Consider the following 20,658-nt stretch of genomic DNA (forward strand, 5'->3'; position numbering starts at 1 on the left):
TTCAGGCGGTCCGCTTAGTGCCAGGAGCGGCCCTTTGGTAGTTGTCAGTAGGACGATATTTGAGCAGAATGAGACAGCCTTTAAGTATGACCGTTTTTTATACAACCACACACTATTGAATCCAGGTTCAAAAGGGGCTACTGACCCACAAATGAAAGGATGCACGAGATCGAGCTATGCGTATTCATCAACAGAATAAGTCCCGTAAACTATATCGCAGCGTCAACACAACGACGCTGCATCATTCTAATAATCCAGGTGCTGAGTATCGGTGGGAACGCAATCGCAAAAAAGTCGGAGATGAGCTACTGGTAAAGCGCGAGACAATGCATGGTAGACAGAAGCGTGGCCGAGACTACGCACCATTGTTTTATTTTCTGATCAAACAGATTGGCAAACCGTGGAATGAAATATTCAGTGAAGTATGTGGACGTCTTGATACCACCGAGCCGGTATTCTGGTTGGTCGCGCTACATGAGCATCAGCGAAGGGATTTAGTCTGCATTGGCGAAAGCAGTTTTTACCCGGGTTTGTTTGTTGATGAGAATGGAGTTCTGCAACAGGTAAACCCTTCGATTACGAGAAATGATGTTAAGGTGACTTGCCGTTGCTGCACACACACTTATATTGGTGAACCTGTACCTTGGATAGATTGAGTGACACCCCTTATCTTATCTTGGCTGCGATCATTGTCAGCAGTAAGAGTGCTTGCAAACATCCGTTACTTACTGACGGCGGGCCGTTAGCCCTTCCGCTCTGTGCCAGGAGCGGACGTTTATGAAAAGGGTGATAGATAAACATCAGCAATTTTATCTCCGATTACAGCACCTCAACCACTTCGAATTCTTCTGCGATCAACTCCATATCCTCAGAAAAATGACCTTCACGGATGAAAAATCGCTGATGCTCTTTCTTCCAGTATTCAAGACTTAAATCGCCTTCACCCTCTTTGCGAGCGAACTCCTCATTAATATCGCAAAAACGCACCAATTGTAGCGAAACCAGCCGGATCACGCATACCGGGACATTCTGTCCATCAAGAATTATGTTATAGCTGCCAATCCTCGGAGCAGATTCTTCCTGTTGGTAAGAGGCAAAAGATCCACAAGAGGCCGTTTTGATTCCTTTTTTAATAAGGTTAGCAAGCTCGCTTGCCAGTTCTGGACTGTCTCCCATTTGCCAGGCCCCTGCGCCTGGATATTTCATTTCTATTTCCCTAAGCTTAACCATTAATGTATCTGCCTAACCGTTGATGAAAAAAGTAATAATAATATTAGCGTTAATGGGGTCACCATTAACAGTAATACGTTACCTCAGATAGTGTGGTTTGCTCTTCGCTCAGACTGGAGCTTAAACTCAGTTGGTTCATCCGCGCAGTGCCAAAAACTGCCCCTGACTGCTTGTTAACCGCGCCTCCTATTGTATAGATATTTTCTGTATATCAAGATACATTGAGATAGCTATTTAATGGCTTAAACAGTAATAGACACTAAGTTCAGGAAGGAAAAGTGCTGATGCCAATACCTATTCTCTATACAGAACGCTTACTGTTAAAACCATTATCCTCAGAAGATGCCTCACAAATTCAGATACTTTATCCTCGCTGGGAGATTGTTCGGTACATGGTCTCATCAGTACCGTGGCCCTATCCGGATAATGGCGCCGAGAATTATGTCAATAACGTTGCCTTGCCTGATATAGCAAATGGAATCGCTTGGATCTGGACTATTAGGCATCGTGAAACACCTGACAACATGGTAGGTTTAATCTGTCTTTATGATGTTGAGGATAACAACCGAGGATTTTGGTTAGCACCGGAGCATCAGGGCAAAGGTTTTATGCGTGAGGCCTGTAACGCAGCTACAGATTATTGGTTCAATTCCTTAAATAAGACTATATTGCGTGCGCCGAAAGCGGCTCTCAATAACCGCTCCAAACGTATCTCACAAAGCAGTGGCATGCGGCTCATTAGGACTGAAAAGAAAGCATATGTTAGCGGTCTGCTGGATTCCGAGCTATGGGAAATCACACGTGATGAATGGAATGCTCGTAAAGGTGGCTGATAAGCTGATGGCATGTCCGCTAAGCGCTCCCAGCGGACCTTCAGCTTCGTTAACACGTCCGCTCCGTGCCAAAAGCGGAAGTTAACTACGGATAAAATTCAGCGCCCCACACTCAGAGCCGCTGCATAACGGCAATAAGCTACACTTGTTCATTATTTCCACAACAGGAAAGCCTTCCGCTGCTTCAACGGTGTGTGTTTGACATCGCGCAGTTGGGACATTTTGATCAACAACGAGCATGGCCAGCTAACGATGAAATTGATACTTGTTCGACACGCAGAAACAGAGTGGAATTGGGAAGGAATTATTCAGGGGCACAGCGATAGCTCCTTGACCTGTCGGGGTTTGCGTGAAACATCCGTTCTACTAGCAGCGTTTAGTGCAAGTGAGTATCAAATAGAGCGTGTTTACGCTTCTCCGCTTGGGCGTGCCTGGCAAATGGGGCAAAGCCTGGCTGAACACTTTCATTGTTCACTGACGGCTGAACCGGCCCTTAAAGAGCAGGCCTTTGGTCAGTTTGAAGGTATGCCGTTAGAACTACTCAGACAAAAACATCCAAACTATGCAAATGCATTATTCAGGCTTGATGCAGAGTATTGTCCACCAGGGGGGGAGTCACTGGCGCATGCTTCTCAGCGAGTTATGCGTTTTTTACAAAACCTGGAAGATACCTCATCACATCAACAAACAATATGTATTGTGTCTCACGGGCATGTCAGTCAGGGCACTCTGGCAATTCTTAAAGAAGGGACTGTCGATAGTTTCCCTCGCTATGCTCATCCCAATGCAAGTTATTCTGTTATCGACCTGATTAATGGAAAATGTATTGGCCTAAAGTGGGGGATTGCTACACATTTACGTCACCTGAATTAGTGGCTACCTTCCAGGCATTGAAAACCCATCCTGCCAGAGTCATCATTATTTAAGCACAATGTTCACTCCTCGCTGTGAGTTCAACGGGTCGATGCAACGCTATCCTTAATCAAGGGGGGGACGTTGCTATGAAACGAAGAACTCGGATTAACTTATCCGCGTTGTGCCGGGAGTGTGCATCGCAAACTCATGCTCTTCTGATGACGTGGGTGCTAAAGATAATTGTCCATCCATTGAAACCTGACTTTTTCACACTGACACAATCAATGATTCCAGCCTAATTTAGGTAATGGCATAATCAGGCTGGCGAAAGTGAGGGTGAAATGGATAAAACAGAGAAAAATCAGATAGTAGATAGCGACATTGCACAGTTATTACTAAAGCACAGGAAAGCTCGTAACTGGACGGTAACGGAACTTGCTCAACGCTCAGGCGTCAGCCAGGCGATGATTAGTAAGATTGAACGAGGCGTCTCCAGTCCCAGTGCAACTATCCTAAGTCGGTTAGCCAACGCCATGAATATTACGCTATCAAAACTTTTCGCCGAGCTTGAGGAACATCAGAATTCGCTGGTTCGCTTCGCTCACCAGCAGCAGCATTGGACAGATGAACAATCAGGCATTATTCGTTGGACATTGTCCCCGGCGGGCGCCAGTCCGGAACTGATAAAAGTTGAAATCCCTGCACTGGGGCAACTGACGATCCCCGCTTCCGCTATTGAGCATCTTTGCGGGCAAACACTTTGGATGCTGAGCGGCAACCTTGATTTTAGGATCAATCATCAGACTCATCATTTGCAAGCGGGTGACTGTCTTGCTCTTACCTTTGCAGGCGAGTGCCAAATGACCAACCCGGATAGCGAACAGAGCTGTACATATATCGTTGCGTTTAGCCAAAAAAACAGATGATATTTCCCTGGCAAACGGTTAGACGCCATGCCCTTTACGCAGGTGCAGCAGGGGATAAGGTCTTCCCTGACTATCCTGCCCGGAGCGCCCTGAAACCTGAAAGCCCATATGGTGATAAAACCCGACAGCCTGTTGGTTTTGTTCATTGACGTCGACGCTTAAATCAGGATGAAGAGCAAGGGCATGGGATATCAACTGTTTTCCGACGCCAAGCCCGCGAGCAGTAGCATCTACGAACAGGGCCTCCAGATGACCATCATGTAAGAACATAAATCCGAGTGGCTGGTCTTCATCATTTGTCGCTACCCATACAGGGGTTTCTGAAAAAAAGCCGACCACCTCTTTTTCGATCTCTTGCCGGTCGTGAGCTGTCAGAAAATCATGCGTAGCATCGACAGAACTTTTCCAAATTTGGATGATGTCTTCCGCTTCAGAAGGTCGTGACATTCTGATTTTTATCATCTTTTTTTCCTTAAAATGGACATGTTTTTGGGTAATTACCTACAAAAATAATCCCATTAATTTACTATGGTGTAATTAAATTCACAATAGTGATGATGTCGCCATGTCTATTGTTGCTAGCCTCACTTTCAGGTGCAGAATGCCACGACCGGTGCTGGCCTGATAGCGCTCGAACTGGCGTACAAGCCGTTCGAGCACCACGATTTATTGTGGAAAGCCGCGATGAGTTCCGATTTATTGTTGTGGAGCTCACCCTATGCATGTCCTCAAGGTCACATTCACTGCTCAGGCTACGAAGCAGACTCGCTAGAAGATAGTCGAGTAAGGGGCAATGGATAATGCCTTTCAGGCCGATGCGTTCTACTGACTCAGAAATCTTTTTTACGGAAGCTATCGCGGATGGCGTCCCCCATCAGACAGGTCAGGTTCATCCAGGTAGGCTCGACTGCGAAATTCGCCATGTTTCCAGCCATATTGTCGAACGCTCGCTTGTTGGTGTAGAGCATGTGCCCTGGTGACATAAACTTTGTCTCCATGATCGATTTCTCAACGTTCTCGTAATTGAGTAGGTTGCCAAAGTTGCCGCGACCAGAAACGAACGTCTTGCCTGCCTCATTTCCACCCCAGGTCAGATAGGGGTTGAGAAAAATGAAGGACGGCATGCTGTTGATGGCGACCGCACCATATTCCAGGTCAGACACCGCCTGCTCAAGTAATTTCTGATGGGCCTTTCTGGTGTCCTCATCGATAAGTATCGCACTGGCGAGCGTGCCCAGGAGCTGGGTGTTGGCGAACTTGACGGCGCCGGGGAGAAAGTGCGCGGCATTGGCTGGCAGGTCAAGCGGCACTTCAGCGAGCACCAGGCTGAACGCTTCATGTGAAGTGGCGTAGCCACCGGGCTCAACGTCTGTGAGTAATATGACATCGGTATGCGGATACTTGCCGCCCTCGGGGCTCAGTACTTCCGCATCGGGATAGGCCTGTCGAAAACCATCCACGACCTTGTCGGCGCCAGGGTAGTACATACCCATGGCCGGAGTAGTCTCCGAGATAGCGACCCGCAGCGCGTCGAGGAATTCCTTGCGCTGCGGCCAGTGCTTGCTTGTCACCAGTGTTTGGGGACGACCGCAGTTCGCGCCACCATTGAACTTTGCCATGGTGGCTATCTGCACTGCCTGGTGCTCAATTTCCTTCTTTGTCCATGGCCGGTCGCCCGGCACGATGATGCATGGGTTATTACCGCCGCATTCGGAGATCAGCGGCGTCTCTGTCGCTGACATGATAGCCTCGGCCGTCGCGGTTCCACCAGTAAAGTAGATCCTCGAGAGGCGGGGGTCTACTGTCAGATCATGTCCCCGATCGGCATCGCAGAAGCTCAGAACGCGCCGATCAATCAGCGGCTGCATGATCTTTGCCCAAATCCTGTCGGTTTCTTCGTTCAGGTGATGCGGTTTGTGTACGACCGCACAGTTCTCGAAGAAGATCGCTTTCAACACCTCGAGCGCTGAGCTGTAGTTACCGGCACCCAGCACGGCAATAATACCCGCGGGCTTTTCCATCGGATTGATTTGTTTCGGTGCGCCTTTCACACGGATGCGACTCTTCTGATCCGCGTACATCAACTTGTCCTTCCGCTCCTGCGGAAAGACATAAATGTCGTAGAGATCCTCACTCACTTTTTCCACACTCAGCGGCTGTGGCATCTTGCCGTCGAGAATGGATTCATAAAGGATGATGGCTGCCGAGACGGTACTCGCCATAGGAACGACGGTAGCAACCTTAGACATTGGGTATGAAAAAAGAGGCGCACCGAGGATGCCGTTCTTCATCTTGCTGTCGGCGAAGGCGAGGTCATCACCGTACTTCTTCAGGTTTGCACGGACTTCCTCCAGCAGACGCAAACGTTCTGCGGGAGATGTTGTGGTCCATTTTTGGGGATCCAGTTGGTCGATAGCTTCGGTAGCATTCATGGGAATTTCTCTATTGTTCAGATTGGACCGCCAGGACAGGTGGAACGTGTCCTGGCTGGTGTGATGTTTACATCTCACTATAGGAAGCAAGCCACGACAACGCTCTGGCAATCCGCGCCAATTTTAATGCGAGAGATGCCAGCACAGGGAGTTGAGTCGCGGATGTTACAGATTGGCGCAACGTGCAGTCATTGTGGCGCGGTTTGACGGGGGTTAAGCGCACGACTGCTCTATACTCTGAGCGTCGGTTGAATGAGCAATAGTGACGGAGTTCTGAAGGTGCAAAACAAAACTTTTCCCATGGATATTGGCTGGCTGGCAATACTGAAGGACTTAGGTGTTCAGCCTGGCCATGTATTACGTCGGGCCGGCCTTCCAGACGATTTACTCTCCCGTACAAGACAGGGGCTTTCTGGCGAAGACTATTTTCGTTTCTGGCGCGCTTTAGAGGCTGAGGCAAGTGATGCCATGTTTCCCTTACGCCTCGTCGAGACTCTCTCGGCTGATTCTTTCAACCCACCACTGTTCGCTGCCCTGTGCAGCGCGAATCTGGTACAGGCTTTGCAGCGCCTCGCCAAATACAAGCAACTGGTGGCGCCCATGAGCCTGGAAGTCAATACGGGTGACGCAGGCGAGCTGGTCGTGACGCCTCGCTGGTTGTCGATACAAACCGAGGTACCTTACTCGCTGCAAGTGGCCGAGATTGCGTTTTTCGTGCGACTAGCCAGACTGGCTACCCGTGAGCACATTAAGGCGCATCGCGTTATCCTGCCGCAACTTCCGTCCAGTCGTTATCTCCGGCGTTACGAGAATTTCTTCGGCGTACCTGTGCAAAAGGGAGAGTATCCAGCAATCGCTTTCGCCGCTGTGGATGCTTTGCGTCCATTCCTGACGGTCAACGAAAGCATGTTTCACGCGTTCGAACCCGATCTTCGCCGACGGCTCAGTGAACTTGATTCGACGGCGTCGACGGCGGAACGCGTGCGTGCTGTCTTACTGGAGCTGTTGCCTGGTAACGCGGCTACCATTGAGAAGGCCGCGGAACGACTGGGCTTGAGTAAGCGTACGCTTCAACGTCGGCTTGAGGAGGAGGGGGAAAACTTTCGCGCCCTGGTCAATATGGTGCGGGAGAGCCTTGCCCGACACTACCTGGCAAATACCACGATGTCCGGCGCAGAGATCGCTTTCCTCCTTGGATTCGAAGATCCCAATTCCTTTTATCGCGCATTCCAGGGGTGGACTGGAAAAACACCTGACAGCGTCCGTCATGCCATGCGCTTGAATTGAGGAAAACACACCATGTCTAAACTTACCGAACAGGAGAAAGCCCTGTTTGCCGGCGTCACAGGACGGGTGGGCGGCTTTATACTTCAGTCCCTGCTGGCAGATCCCTGAACGGGACAACAGATTTTCATAAAGCAGGCCTGCCAAAGAAGACCTATTTTTATGTCAATCCGGACAACGTCAGATTCCAGGGAGAAGCTAAGCCTCTCCCTGAATTCACCCTCAGGCGTTAGCCGCCGCCTTTAACCGCGCCTTCATCAGGCTATAGGTCGTCCACGCGTACCGTTCCGCCCAGTCCTGGTCGGCAATAGCCTCTACCTTCACCGCGCAGTACTTTGTTTCCGGGGTTTTCGAGATAGGATCCAGATTATCCTGGGTCAGCTCGTTACAGGCGCCGACCCACCACTGGTAGGTCATATACACCGCGCCGGGGTTGATTCGCTCGCTGAGATCGGCGCGAGTCATCACTTTGCCGCGCCGCGAACTCACCCATACCAGCTGACGATCGGCGATACCCGCCCGCTCTGCATCGGCAGGGTGCATCTGGATCCGGCCAGGTTCGTCCGCCAGCGACTGCAGCGCCGCGCAGTTGCCGGTCATTGAACGGCAGGAGTAATGGCCGACTTCGCGCACCGTGCAGAGCACCAGCGGGAAATCATCGTCCGGCGTTTCCGCCGGCGCGCGCCACGGCGCGGCGAACAGTTGCCCTTTGCCCGATGGAGTATCAAAGTGATTATCCTGATACAACCATGGCGTACCGGGGTGATCGAGCGTTGGGCACGGCCACTGCACGTGGCCCATATCGCCCATTTTCTCCCAGGTTACGCCGTAGAACAGCGGACAGAGTTCGCGCATTTCATCCCAGATTTGCTGGTTACTGGCGTAATGCATCGGATAGCCCATCTCGCTGGCCAGCAGGCTGATAATTTCCCAATCGCGTTTCACGTTACCTGTGGGCGGAATAGCCTGTTCGAAACGCTGGAAGCCGCGGTCGGCGCAGGTAAAGACGCCGCCGTGCTCGCCCCAGGACGTCGCCGGCAGCAGCACGTCAGCCACTTCCGCCGTTTTGGTCATAAAAATATCCTGCACCACCACGAAATCCAGCGCTTCCATCCCTTTGCGTACCAGACCCAGATCGGCCTCGGTTTGCAGCGGATCCTCTCCCATGATGTAGTAGGCTTTGATTTCTCCCGCCAGCGCTTTATGCGGGACTTCGGTGATACGGGTGCCGATTTGCGTATCCATCAGCGCCGGATCGATGCCCCAGGCATTGGCGAATTTGGCTCGCACCGCGGCGTCGGTGACGTCCTGATAGCCCGGGAACTGGTTGGGTAACACCCCCATATCGCAGGCGCCCTGGACGTTATTTTGTCCACGGACCGGGCCGACGCCGACGTTAGCCCGCCCGAGGTTGCCGGTCAGCAGCGTGAGACTGGCGAGACCGCGGACGACATCAACCGCCTGGCCGAACTGGGTTACGCCCATTCCCCACATAATGGTGGCGGAAGGGGCGGCGGCGAAGGTGCGCATCGCTCGGCGAATGGCCAGCGCCGGGACGCCGACCAGTGCTTCCACGGCTTCGGGAGAGTAGTCTTTCACCGCCTCACGATAGGCCTCCAGCCCTTCGGTATAACGCTCAACGTAATCGTGATTGTAGAGATCTTCTTCCAGCAGGACATAGGCGAAGGCGTTGACCAGCGCCATATTGCTGCCGTTGTTGAGCTGCAGATGCTGGTCGGCGATGCGGGCGGTTTCAATGCGCCGCGGATCGCAGACGATGATTTTCGCGCCGTTGTCGCGGGCTCTCAGTACCCTTCGCGCCACGATAGGGTGAGAATCGGCGCAGTTATAGCCAAAGACCAGCAGACATTTTGAGTTCTCAATATCGCTTATCGAGTTGCTCATCGCGCCATTGCCGAGCGAAGCCTGCAGCCCGGCGACCGACGGCCCGTGGCAAACGCGGGCGCAGCAGTCGACGTTATTGGTATTGAGTACCGCACGGGCGAATTTCTGCATCACGTAATTAGTTTCATTCCCTGTGCCGCGGGACGATCCGGTGGTCATGATGGCGCGCGGGCCATATTTGGCCTTGATCTCGCGGAGCTTAGCGGCGGTGTAGCGAATCGCTTCTTCCCAACTGACCGGGGTGAATGGGCCGCCTTTCTGATAACGAATCATCGGCTGCTTGAGGCGAGGTGTGAGAAGCTGCGTGTCATTGAGGAAATCCCAGCCGTAGTAGCCTTTCAGACATAGCTGGTTTTGATTGGTGACGCCGTCGGCGGCCTCGGCGCGAATGATTTTATCATTTTCGACAACCAATTTGAGTTTACAACCCGCCCCGCAATAGGGGCACACGCTGGTAATTTTATTCATCAGTAACAGACCTGTTAACAGTGAAGATAGGGCGATAGCGCGCCGGGCCCGGCAGGCTACCGTCAGCAAACGCGCGACGTCGATCGTCGTGCGATGCAAATCGATTGCATAATGCGTGCCAAAGTGAAGATAGCGCTGATGACGCGGGATGAAGGTGATGAAGACGCGGGAAAATCACGGACGTCGTCATAAGTGACGATGACGCGGGACGCCGTGGCTGACGATCGCCCCGCGGGGATTGAGGTTAAGTGTTGACTTCCATGTTCTGCTGCAGTTGGTTCAACGTCTCCTGCGACATCCCGGCCTGCCGCGCGGCGGCGCAGATCGCCTGCCAGCTACTGGCATCGAGCGGAATACCGTTTGCCAGCCGCTGCTGACGATTGGCCGCTTCCCACTCACCCGGCGCCAGAATAGGCGTATCGGCATCGTGCGGCGACTGTTTACACCAGTCGATAAAGGCCTCGGTTTCGCGCTGCATCTGCGGCGCATCGAAGGCTTCGGGGCTAAGGATAATGGTGGTCATGCAGTTGAAGATGGCGTCGACGCAGCCCTGCAGGCTGTCCTGGTGGGTTGTTTGCCCGCCCGAGACCGCGCCGCCGAGTACCTCGCACAGCGTCGCCAGAGCATAGCCTTTATGTTGGGCAAAGGTGAGCAGGGCGCCAAGCGGCGAGGTCTGCATCACCGCCGGATCGGTGGTCGGCTCGCCGCGAGAGTCAATCAATGAGCCGGCGGGCACCGCTTCACCTTTATGCCATGCGACGCGGGTTTTGCCAAAAGCGATGGCGCTGGTGGCGTAATCGAGCAGCAGCGGCGGGTGGCCTTCACGCGGGAAGACCACGCAGAGCGGGTTAGTGCCGAAGCGGCTATCTTTGCCACGAAATGGCGCCACCATCGGATCGCCGACGACGCTGACGAAATGAATGGATATTAACCCCTGGGCCGCACACTGTTCCGCCCAGTAACCGATGCGCCCAATATGGTGAGCATTGCGCAGCGCTACCGCGGCGAGGCCGTGCTGTTTGGCTTTTTCAATCCCCAACTGCATGGCTTCATGGGCAACGACCTGACCGAAGCCGGCGTTACCGTCAAGGGTGACGACGGCGCCGGCGTCTTTCATCACGCTGGCGTGACGGTTAAGCTGCAAAAATCCTTCGCTATGGGATTTTACGTAACTCGGGATCATGCCGACGCCGTGCGAATCGTGTCCGGCAAGGTTGGCAGCGATCAGGTGGTCTGCGACCAGCGCGGCTTCGGTTGGTGTACTGCCCAGCTGCGTGAACAGAGTGGTGACGAAGTGGTGTAGCTCCGTGGGGCGAAAGCGATGTCCTGTAGGCACGGATAGTCTCCTCGATGTATGTTGTTGTTTTGTTGCGTTTGCCGTTCCATGCTGCGCCGCAAGGCGCAGAAGATCAAGGCGATAAATATCTCTCACTGAATAGGGAGATTATTGGCATGGCTCATTTTGACGAAACCGCCCGGCAAAATGGTTTTGAATGTAATATTAGGTGAATATGTAAAAGGTACATTTATTACTCCATCCTCGTAATGACACTGCGCCTGTTTTTCTTTATTCGAATGGTCCTGAAGAAATGCAAATAAAGGCTTTGCCATTGGCGGTAATCGCTTCGTGACGCTGCAGCATTAATCTGTGACCTCGCTCGCTGTTTTCTCTATTCGCTGAATAAACTCCATAAACACCACTTTTTAAACTACACCACTGTCACAAAAGCCATAAAAACCCTCCCCCCAGCGTTGCAGAGGGGGTTGTAGCACTATATGTTAAATTTGTGTTTAATTATTGATGCTTAAGGGTTGATTTTATGTATAAGAAAATCGGCGGTTTAGTGGTTTCACTGACGACAGTCTTCTCGTACTCCGTGCTGGCGGAGGTGCCGCAGGGCTACCCGGCAGATTATCAAAAAGTCGTTGATGCCGGGGTGAAAGAGGGCAAAGTCGTGGTTTATTCCACAACGGACACCAAAGCGGCAGGGCCGTTAATTAAAGGCTTTGAAGCGCAATATCCTGGGATTAAAGTTGAATATAACGATATGAACAGCACCGAACTGTACAACCGTTATATTAGTGAACAAGCTGCCGGCGGCGGGAGCGGCGACGTGGTGTGGAGCTCTTCTATGGACACGGCGCTGAAATTAGCCACCGATTATGCGCAAGAGTATGCTTCACCAGAAGTCGGCAAGCTGCCGAAATGGGCGGTCTGGCAGCAAAAAGCCTATGGCACAACCTATGAGCCGGTGGTCTTTATCTATAACAAACGGCTGATCCCACAAAATGAAGTACCGGATTCACATACCGCATTGGCCAAGCTTATCGCCGGGCAGGCTGATAAATTTAAAGGCAAAGTCACCACCTACGATATCGAGAAATCGGGGCTTGGTTTTATGCTGGCGGTGCAGGATAGCAAGGCTGACGGCAATTACTTTGCCGACCTGGCGAATATCGCCAAAGGCGGCCTGACGGTGCAGTCCTCTACCGGCACCATGATGGAGCGCGTCTCCTCCGGTGAAAACCTGATCGGCTATAACATTCTGGGATCCTATGCCGAAGCGCGCGCTAAAACCGACCCGTCATTAGGCATCGCCTATCCGAAAGACTACGTGCTGGTGCTGTCCCGCGTCTCATTTATCACCGCGGAAGCAGGGCATCCTAATGCGGCGAAACTGTGGTTCGACTATGTACTGTCGGAAAAAGGGCAAACGATTCTTGCCTCTCAGGGCGATATCCCGTCAATTCGCAACGACATTGAAGGTAAAAATGATATCGACGGGATGACGAAATTACTGGGCAATGCGCTGAAGCCGATTCCGGTGGATGAAAGCCTGCTGCAATATCTGCAACCCAAACAGCGTCTGGAATTTATTAAGCAATGGCGCGCCGCTGCTGCGAAATAAAGTAATTACCTGTGAAACTTCCCCTGGAATGTATCCGGGGGAATGATCGTATCAGTATTCAGTAAATAAGTACTCATTATCTCTTCTTGATAATTTATCTCTGCACTTTGCCAGGGGAATTAAAGATGAACATTTTACGCAGAAAGTGGCAAGGGCTACCGCGTGGCATGGTGGTATTGATAGCGGCACTGGTAATTTACGTTCCGCTATTATTTATCGTGGCGCAAAGTTTTCTTTCCGCACCATTTTTTGCCCGCTCGAAAGAGTGGAGCCTCGAAGCCTTCGGTTTTATTTTTACCGACCCGGATTTTTACCTGGCCTTACGCTCTGGATTTATCCTCGCTTTTGGTCTGGTCATTATCGCGATTCCGCTGGGCGGCATTCTGGCCTTTTTAATGGTACGTACCGATTTACCCGGCAGGCGCTTTATTGAGCCGCTGATCCTGGTGCCGATTTTCGTCTCGCCGATGGTGCTGGGCTTTGGTTACGTGGTGGCTGCCGGGCCGGTCGGTTTCCTGTCGCAGTGGGCGCTGGCGTGGATTGGTTTTGTGCCCTGGAATATCTACTCGATGTTCAGCATCGTGGTAATCGCCGGTTTAACGCACGTCCCGCATGCCTATCTTTATATCTCCTCGGCGCTGCGCAGCGTCGGTTCGGACGTGGAAGAGGCGGCGCGTACCGTCGGCGCCACGCCGCTGCAGGTGATGACCTCGGTGAGCCTGCCGATGGTACGGCCGTCCATTCTCTACGCCTGCGTGCTGCTGTTCTTCCTCGGCCTTGAGGTCTTTGGCCTGATGCTGGTGCTCGGCGATCCGGAAGGCAACATGGTACTGGCGACCTATCTCTATAAGTTGACTAATAAACTGGGAACGCCTTCTTACCATCTGATGGCGGCGGTCGCGGTGGTATTAATCTGCATTACCATTCCGCTGGTGATGTTGCAGCGCCGGTTGATGCGTACCGCCAATCGCTTCGTGACCATGAAAGGTAAAGCGTCGCAGGCGCGCGCCTTGCCGCTGGGGAAATGGCGTTGGGTCGCTGGCGCGGTCGTGGTGGCGTGGCTGACGGTAACCATCGGCGTCCCGCTACTGGGTGTGGCGCTACGGGCCTTTATTTCCAATTGGGGCGTTGGCGTTTCGTTATGGGATGAGCTGTCGCTGGCGACTTTCCGCAACATCTGGCAGCAGCCGAATCTGCTGCGGGCGATCGTCAACTCGATGGCGATCGGGATTATCGGCGGCGCGTTGGCGGTGGTGTGCTATCTGTTTGTCGGTATCGCCATGCACCGTAAACCGGATAACGTGACGCGCTTTCTCGACTACAGCGTGCTGGTACCGCGCGCTGTGCCGGGCCTGTTGGCCGGTCTGGCGTTTCTGTGGGTGTTTCTGTTTGTGCCGATGTGGCTCGATCAGTCATTGAAAAACGGCTGGCTCTCGGCGCTGCCGGTCGCCGACTGGCTGCGCGAACACCTTATCGTGCAACTGCGCGCGCTGCGCAACACCATATTCAGCGTCTGGTTGGCCTATACAGTGGTGTGGATGGCCTACGGCCTGCGCCTTATTTCATCAACGCTCCTGCAGGTGGCGCCGGAGCTGGAGGAGGCCGCGCGCAGCACCGGCGCCTCTCGCGGGCAAATCACCCGCCACGTCACCGTTCCGCTGGCGCGCTACGGGCTTATCGGCTCCTGGCTGCTGATGTTCCTGATCTTTGAACGCGAATATTCAACCGGCGTTTATTTGTTGTCGCCAGGCACCGAAACGATCGGGTCGATGCTGGTCTCTCTGTGGGCGGCGGGCGCCATTGATATCGTCGCGGCGCTATCGTTTATCAATATTCTGCTGGTGGTAGTCGGTCTGGGTATCGCCCTGCGCTTTGGAGTGAAATTACATGATTGAGTTATCGGTAGACAATCTGCATCTGACCTATGGCGACAACCCGGTGCTGAAAGGGGTGTCGATGGAGCTCAAACGCGGGGAGGTGGTGTCGCTGCTCGGCCCTTCAGGCAGCGGGAAAACCACGCTGCTGCGCGCGGTTGCCGGGCTGGAGAAACCGACCGCCGGGCGGATCACCATCGGCAATAACGTGGTTTATGACGGCAGTCCGCGTAGCGAAATCCCGGCAGAAGAGCGTAATCTCGGGCTGGTGTTCCAGTCCTACGCCCTGTGGCCGCATAAAACGGTATTCGACAACGTGGCCTATCCGCTGAAACTGCGTAAGGTGGCCAGCGGCGAGATTAAACAGCGGGTGCAGAGCGTACTCGATCAGCTAGGTCTGGGACATCTGGGCAACCGGCACCCGCACCAGCTTTCCGGCGGCCAGCAGCAGCGCGTGGCCATAGGGCGGGCGCTGGTCTATAACCCGCCGGTTATTCTGCTGGATGAGCCGCTATCCAACCTCGATGCCAAGCTGCGCGAAGAGGCGCGGGTATTCCTGCGCGAGCTCATTATCAAGCTAGGCCTGTCGGCGCTGATGGTCACCCACGATCAGAATGAAGCGATGGCGATCTCCGATCGCATTTTGCTGCTTAACAACGGCGTGATTGAACAGCAGGGGACGCCGCAGGAGATGTACGGCAATCCGGCCACCCTGTTCGCCGCCGAGTTTATGGGCAGCAATAACCGCCTGCACGGTAAGGTGACGGCCCTGGAGAACGGACGCGCGCGGGTTGAAGGCGCCAGCTGGGCGCTATGGGGCCGCGCGGGCGAGGGGGTCAGCGTCGGTCAGCCGGCGACGGCGGTGATCCGCGTCGAACGGCTGCGCCTTGACTGCTCGCCGCAGGATAACAGCCTGGAACTTCCGCTGCTGACCAGCATGTACCTCGGCGATCGGTGGGAATATCTGTTCCGCACCGAGGGCGATGACTTTGCCATCCGCGCCTACGGCACGGCCCTACGTGACGCCGAACATTGTCACTTGACGCTGCCCGCGGATGATGTGTGGATTTTTCCGCAGCGATAAACTTTGCTCAGGGCGCCAGATGACACACCGCTTCGATATTGTGTCCATCTGGCGCAATGACAAAGGCGGCGTAGTAATTGGCGTGGTAATTAGGCCGCAGCCCTGGCGCGCCGTTATCCTTGCCTCCGGCGGCCAGCGCCGCGTGCCAGAAGGCGTCAACCTGCTCGCGGCTCTCGGCGCAAAAGGCGATATGCAGCGGCGCGGGTTTATCTTCGCTTTGATAGAGGCATAAAGAGGCATCATTCGCCCCGGCTAGCTCCGCGCCGTAAGCCGGCTCGCCTTCGCCCGCCAGCGTTACGCCGAGCGGCGCCAGCGCCTGTAAAAAGAATGCCTTGCTCGCGGCATAATCACTGACGCCAAATTTGACATGATCGAACATAAATTCTCCTTGTGGTTGGGAATATCTGTACGACATCACCGTGTCGTTAAAATGAGAAGGGCACAGATACTGATTTAATTAACAACGGTGATTAACTAATTTAACAGCTCGAATTGTTTAATTATTCATTAAGCGAGTATTTACAGGTGCTTAATCTGCCATGTACCATAAACAAAAAATAACAAATGTGATACATATCACCTTTTATTGGCGCTTTGGTAAAACCAAAGGCGCGAAATTTCCGCATGACTTACCGCACTCAGGTTATTAAATGCCCGATCTTATCGTGACAACCCGGTGAATATTTGCGCCATTTTCCCGCGTTGCGTTGAGAATCGTCTAATATCCAAACGATAACCCTATAAATCTTATCGCTATTGGCGATTTATTGTACGTCTTATTGGCCAAAGCCAGACGGTCTGTTTCGCAACAGTTCAATGGTATCGGTACCAGAGCGGGATTTGCTGGGCTTGTAAGCGACAAAACAGTATTTTTAATTGACAGGAATGTGATTATGTCGAGCGAGAAAACCAACAATTCAAGGCGTGATTTTTTAGTAAAATCAATGGCCTTGATTCCAACGGTAGTCATCGGCGGCGGCAGCGTGGGCGCCATTGGCGTGGCGGCGAGCGCCACGGCACAGGCGTCCTCCGCACCCTCAGCCGGTGGCAACGCGACATCCAGCGACTGGAAGCCGCAATTCTTCAACGATCGCGAGTGGCTGTTTATCAACGCCGCCGTCGCTCGCTTAATCCCGGCCGATGAACTCGGTCCCGGTGCCAAAGAGGCCGGTGTGCCGGAGTTTATCGACCGCCAGCTCAATACCCCTTATGCCACCGGTTCCATCTGGTATATGCAGGGGCCATTTAACCCCGACGTGCCGAAAGAGATGGGCTACCAGCTGCCGCTGGTACCAAAACAGATTTATAACCTCGGTATCGCCGATGCCGAAGAGTGGTGTCAAAACCAGTATCACAAGAGTTTTGCTGAACTGAGCGGCGAACAGCAGGATGAGGCGCTCGGTCTGTGGGAATCCGGCAAGGCGCAGTTCAAACAGCTGCCGGCCTCGCTGTTTTTCTCCTATCTGTTGCAAAACACCCGCGAAGGCTTCTTCAGCGACCCTATCCATGGCGGCAATAAAGGCATGGTCGGCTGGACGCTGATTAATTTTCCCGGCGCGCGCGCCGACTTTATGGACTGGGTTGAACGAGGCGAACGCTATCCCTTCCCGCCGGTATCAATTAATGGGGAGAGGGCGTAATCATGGCGACCGTATTGAAAAAAACCGATGTAGCGATCGTTGGCTTCGGCTGGGTTGGCGCGATCATGGCCAAAGAGCTGACGGAAGCGGGGCTCAACGTCGTCGCGCTGGAGCGCGGCCCGATGCGCGATACCTGGCCGGACGGCGCTTATCCGCAGGTTATCGATGAGCTGACCTATAACATCCGCCGCAAGCTGTTCCAGGATCTCTCTAAAAGCACGGTGACGATTCGTCACAACACCAGCCAGCAGGCGGTACCCTATCGCCAACTGGCCGCCTTCCTGCCGGGGACCGGTGTTGGCGGCGCGGGTCTGCACTGGTCCGGCGTGCATTTCCGCGTCGATCCGATCGAACTGCGTATGCGCAGCCATTATGAAGAGCGTTACGGCAAAAACTTTATTCCCCAGGATATGATCATCCAGGATTTCGGCGTCACCTACGACGAACTGGAACCGTTCTTCGATAAAGCGGAAAAAGTCTTTGGCACCTCCGGTACCGCCTGGTCGGTTAAAGGGAAGGTTGTCGGTAAAGGCCGCGGCGGTAACGCCTTTGCGCCGGATCGCTCGGACGATTTCCCGCTACCGGCGCAGAAAAATACCTGGTCGGCGCAGCTGTTTGAAAAAGCGGCGCTGGAAGTGGGCTATCATCCCTATAACCTGCCTTCCGCAAACACCTCCGACTCCTATACCAACCCGTATGGCGCGCAGATGGGGCCGTGTAACTTCTGCGGTTTCTGCAGCGGCTACGCCTGCTACATGTATTCGAAAGCCTCGCCGAACGTTAACATCCTGCCGGCGCTGCGCCAGGAAAAACGCTTTGAACTGCGTACCAACGCCAACGTACTGAAGGTCAATCTGACCGACGATAAATCCCGCGCCACCGGTGTGACCTATGTCGACGGTCAGGGCCGTGAAATGGAACAGCCGGCGGATCTGGTGATTATCGGCGCCTTCCAGTTCCATAACGTGCATCTGATGCTGCTTTCCGGGATCGGTAAACCGTACAATCCTGAGACGGGCGAAGGGGTGGTCGGACGTAACTTCGCCTATCAGAACATGACCACTATCAAGGCCATTTTCGATAAAGATACCTTCACCAACCCGTTCATCGGTGCGGGCGGTAACGGCGTCGGCGTCGATGACTTCAACGCCGATAACTTCGATCACGGCGCGGCGGGCTTCGTCGGCGGTTCGCCGTTCTGGGTCAACCAGGCGGGGACCAAGCCTATCTCCGGCGTGCCGGTGCCTCCGGGTACCCCGGCGTGGGGCAGTAAATGGAAATCGGCGGTGGCCGACACCTACACCCACCACCTGTCGATGGATGCCCACGGCGCGCATCAGTCCTATCGCCAGAACTATCTCGATCTCGATCCGAACTACAAAAACGTCTTTGGTCAGCCGCTGCTGCGCATGACCTTCGACTGGCAGGAAAACGACATCAAGATGGCGCAGTTTATGTTCGATAAGATGGCGCCGATCGCCAAAGCGATGAAGCCGAAATATATGCTCGGCAGCCCGAAAAACGCCAATAGCCACTTTGACACCACCAGCTACCAGACCACCCATATGAACGGCGGCGCGGTGATGGGCGAAGATCCGAAAACCAGCGCAGTGAACCGTTATCTGCAGAGCTGGGACGTGCATAACGTCTTCGTCATCGGCGCTTCCGCTTTCCCACAGGGGCTGGGCTACAACCCGACGGGGACCGTTGCCGCGCTGGCCTACTGGTCGGCGAAGGCTATCCGCGAACAGTACCTGAGAAATCCGGGTCCATTGGTGCAGGCATAAGGGAAAGCAAATCATGAAAATGCAATGGTTATCGGCACTGGTTCTCGGTGCGTTAAGCTGCGCGGCGTTCGCCGAAGAGGCGCCTGCGGACAGCAATCTGATTAAGCAGGGCGAATATCTGGCGCGCGCCGGCGACTGCGTGGCCTGCCACACCAACGGTAAAGAGGGCAAACCTTTTGCCGGCGGTCTGCCGATGGAAACGCCGATCGGCACCATTTATTCCACCAACATCACGCCGGACAAAGCGCACGGTATTGGCGGTTATACCTTCGAAGAGTTTGACGACGCGGTGCGTAAAGGCGTGCGTAAAGACGGCTCAACGCTCTATCCGGCGATGCCGTATCCTTCCTTCGCCCGTATCAACGAAGCGGATATGCGCGCCATGTACGCCTACTTTATGCACGGCGTGGAGCCGGTAAATGTCGCTAACAAAGATACGGACATTCCGTGGCCGCTGTCGATGCGCTGGCCGCTGGCGTTCTGGCGCGGCATCTTCGCTCCGTCCCCGAGCGACTTTGTCGCCAATCCGCAGGTGGACCCGGTACTGGAGCGCGGCCGTTACCTGGTGGAAGGGCTTGGCCACTGCGGCGCCTGCCACACCCCACGTAGCCTGACGATGCAGGAAAAAGCGCTTAGCGAAAGCGAAGGCGATGATTACCTGGCGGGTAGCAATGCGCCGATTGACGGTTGGGTGGCATCCAGCCTGCGCGGTGAAAATCGCGACGGGCTGGGGAGCTGGAGCGAGGCCGAACTGGCCGAGTTCCTGAAAACCGGGCGCAATGATAAATCCGTGGTCTTCGGCGGCATGAGCGACGTGGTTGAGCACAGCCTGCAGTATCTCTCGAATGACGATATCACCGCTATTGCTCGCTATCTGAAGTCGTTACCGCCGCGCGGCGGTAAACAGACGCCAGCTCCGGTGGAAGATAGCGTGGCGAAAGATCTGTGGAAAGGCGATGACAGCAAAACCGGCGCGGCGCTGTACGTCGATAACTGTGCCGCCTGCCACCGTACCGATGGCGTCGGTTATAAACGCGCGTTCCCGTCGTTGAAAGGCAACCCGGTGGTGCAGACCGAAGATGCGACCTCGCTGATTCACATCATTCTGACCGGCAACACCACGCCGGCGGTGAAGGATGCGGTCTCGAACCTGACCATGCCATCGTTCGGCTGGCGTCTTGACGATCAACAGGTCGCGGATGTGGTCAACTTCATCCGCACCAGTTGGGGCAACAACGCGCCGCCGGTGAGCGCCAGCGATGTGGCGAAAGTACGAAAAGATAAGTCGATGATTCGCGATGAGAAGGCGTTAGGTAACGCCGACGTCTCGAAACTGCCGGCTGCTGCAGAGTAACTGGGCCGGGGCGGGGCACTGGATTCGCCCCGCCTGAGGTAAAAAACGTGATGACACCTGAACAACAGGGGACACAG

At 54.1% G+C, this 20,658-nt stretch carries 18 protein-coding genes; 12 read left to right on the top strand and 6 right to left on the bottom strand.

The features are described from left to right. Positions 1–176: 176 nt before the first annotated feature. On the top strand, positions 177–656 hold the full coding sequence (locus tag ABLU80_RS02525) for a hypothetical protein (RefSeq protein WP_285177075.1): 480 nt from the start codon (positions 177–179) through the stop codon (positions 654–656). A 163-nt stretch (positions 657–819) separates the two neighbouring features. Here the strand turns inward: ABLU80_RS02525 and ABLU80_RS02530 are convergent, their stop codons facing one another. Next, positions 820–1,176: an ASCH domain-containing protein gene (locus ABLU80_RS02530; protein WP_161798772.1), complete on the bottom strand. Its 357-nt coding sequence runs from the start codon at positions 1,174–1,176 to the stop codon at positions 820–822. 338 nt (positions 1,177–1,514) lie between these two features. Here ABLU80_RS02530 and ABLU80_RS02535 point away from each other — a divergent pair, with 338 nt between their 5' ends. The 3 genes from ABLU80_RS02535 (at position 1,515) to ABLU80_RS02545 (ending at position 3,844) form a co-directional block, all read left to right on the top strand. Then, positions 1,515–2,063 (top strand): GNAT family N-acetyltransferase, encoded by a 549-nt coding sequence (locus ABLU80_RS02535; RefSeq protein WP_015705173.1) that lies wholly within the window; start codon positions 1,515–1,517, stop codon positions 2,061–2,063. Between the two features lie 252 nt (positions 2,064–2,315). Continuing rightward, the gene (locus ABLU80_RS02540; protein ID WP_072001148.1) at positions 2,316–2,936 is read left to right on the top strand and encodes a histidine phosphatase family protein; all 621 of its coding nucleotides are present in this window, start codon (positions 2,316–2,318) and stop codon (positions 2,934–2,936) included. 323 nt (positions 2,937–3,259) lie between these two features. After that, entirely contained in the window at positions 3,260–3,844 is a 585-nt protein-coding gene (locus ABLU80_RS02545) for a helix-turn-helix transcriptional regulator (RefSeq protein ID WP_045366990.1), read from the top strand. Positions 3,845–3,862: 18 nt separating this feature from the next. Here the strand turns inward: ABLU80_RS02545 and ABLU80_RS02550 are convergent, their stop codons facing one another. Beyond that, positions 3,863–4,306, bottom strand: coding sequence for an acetyltransferase (locus tag ABLU80_RS02550; protein ID WP_045412741.1), 444 nt, complete (start codon positions 4,304–4,306; stop codon positions 3,863–3,865). A gap of 368 nt (positions 4,307–4,674) precedes the next feature. After that, a complete protein-coding gene (locus ABLU80_RS02555; protein ID WP_047079724.1) occupies positions 4,675–6,276 on the bottom strand; it encodes an aldehyde dehydrogenase family protein in 1,602 nt (533 codons plus the stop codon). Positions 6,277–6,555: 279 nt separating this feature from the next. Here ABLU80_RS02555 and ABLU80_RS02560 point away from each other — a divergent pair, with 279 nt between their 5' ends. Next, positions 6,556–7,563 carry an AraC family transcriptional regulator gene (locus ABLU80_RS02560; protein WP_080959039.1) on the top strand — a complete coding sequence of 336 codons (1,008 nt, stop codon included), beginning with the start codon at positions 6,556–6,558 and terminating at the stop codon, positions 7,561–7,563. Positions 7,564–7,782: 219 nt separating this feature from the next. Here the strand turns inward: ABLU80_RS02560 and fdhF are convergent, their stop codons facing one another. Together fdhF and ABLU80_RS02570 are read right to left on the bottom strand one after the other, a co-directional pair. Then, positions 7,783–9,933 carry a formate dehydrogenase subunit alpha gene (fdhF, locus tag ABLU80_RS02565; RefSeq protein WP_348849663.1) on the bottom strand — a complete coding sequence of 717 codons (2,151 nt, stop codon included), beginning with the start codon at positions 9,931–9,933 and terminating at the stop codon, positions 7,783–7,785. 244 nt (positions 9,934–10,177) lie between these two features. After that, positions 10,178–11,269, bottom strand: coding sequence for a malate/lactate/ureidoglycolate dehydrogenase (locus ABLU80_RS02570; protein ID WP_032711485.1), 1,092 nt, complete (start codon positions 11,267–11,269; stop codon positions 10,178–10,180). 14 nt (positions 11,270–11,283) lie between these two features. Here ABLU80_RS02570 and ABLU80_RS02575 point away from each other — a divergent pair, with 14 nt between their 5' ends. The 4 genes from ABLU80_RS02575 (at position 11,284) to ABLU80_RS02590 (ending at position 15,800) form a co-directional block, all read left to right on the top strand. Beyond that, a complete protein-coding gene (locus ABLU80_RS02575; RefSeq protein ID WP_155960689.1) occupies positions 11,284–11,442 on the top strand; it encodes a hypothetical protein in 159 nt (52 codons plus the stop codon). Between the two features lie 311 nt (positions 11,443–11,753). Further along, entirely contained in the window at positions 11,754–12,842 is a 1,089-nt protein-coding gene (locus ABLU80_RS02580) for an ABC transporter substrate-binding protein (RefSeq protein ID WP_015366951.1), read from the top strand. A 125-nt stretch (positions 12,843–12,967) separates the two neighbouring features. Continuing rightward, entirely contained in the window at positions 12,968–14,737 is a 1,770-nt protein-coding gene (locus ABLU80_RS02585; protein WP_348849664.1) for an iron ABC transporter permease, read from the top strand. Continuing rightward, entirely contained in the window at positions 14,730–15,800 is a 1,071-nt protein-coding gene (locus ABLU80_RS02590) for an ABC transporter ATP-binding protein (protein WP_271031843.1), read from the top strand. The genes ABLU80_RS02585 and ABLU80_RS02590 overlap by 8 nt, the downstream gene beginning before the upstream one ends. 7 nt (positions 15,801–15,807) lie before the next feature. On the opposite strand, the gene ABLU80_RS02595 is transcribed toward ABLU80_RS02590, so the two are convergent. Further along, positions 15,808–16,179, bottom strand: a complete 372-nt coding sequence (locus ABLU80_RS02595) for a VOC family protein (RefSeq protein ID WP_015366948.1) — start codon at positions 16,177–16,179, stop codon at positions 15,808–15,810. Between the two features lie 511 nt (positions 16,180–16,690). On the opposite strand from ABLU80_RS02595, the gene ABLU80_RS02600 reads away from it, so the two are divergent. The 3 genes from ABLU80_RS02600 to ABLU80_RS02610 are packed head-to-tail and all read left to right on the top strand — an operon-like array spanning position 16,691 to position 20,581. Next, positions 16,691–17,440 (top strand): gluconate 2-dehydrogenase subunit 3 family protein, encoded by a 750-nt coding sequence (locus ABLU80_RS02600; protein WP_161798773.1) that lies wholly within the window; start codon positions 16,691–16,693, stop codon positions 17,438–17,440. A gap of 2 nt (positions 17,441–17,442) precedes the next feature. Then, positions 17,443–19,227, top strand: a complete 1,785-nt coding sequence (locus tag ABLU80_RS02605; RefSeq protein WP_015366945.1) for a GMC family oxidoreductase — start codon at positions 17,443–17,445, stop codon at positions 19,225–19,227. A gap of 10 nt (positions 19,228–19,237) precedes the next feature. Beyond that, complete coding sequence (locus tag ABLU80_RS02610) at positions 19,238–20,581, top strand: cytochrome c (RefSeq protein ID WP_026612333.1); 1,344 nt, start codon at positions 19,238–19,240, stop codon at positions 20,579–20,581. The last annotated feature ends 77 nt before the right edge of the window (positions 20,582–20,658 follow it).

The organism is Klebsiella sp. CN_Kp104 (assembly GCF_040064515.1).
Classification (GTDB): Bacteria; Pseudomonadota; Gammaproteobacteria; order Enterobacterales; family Enterobacteriaceae; genus Klebsiella; species Klebsiella aerogenes.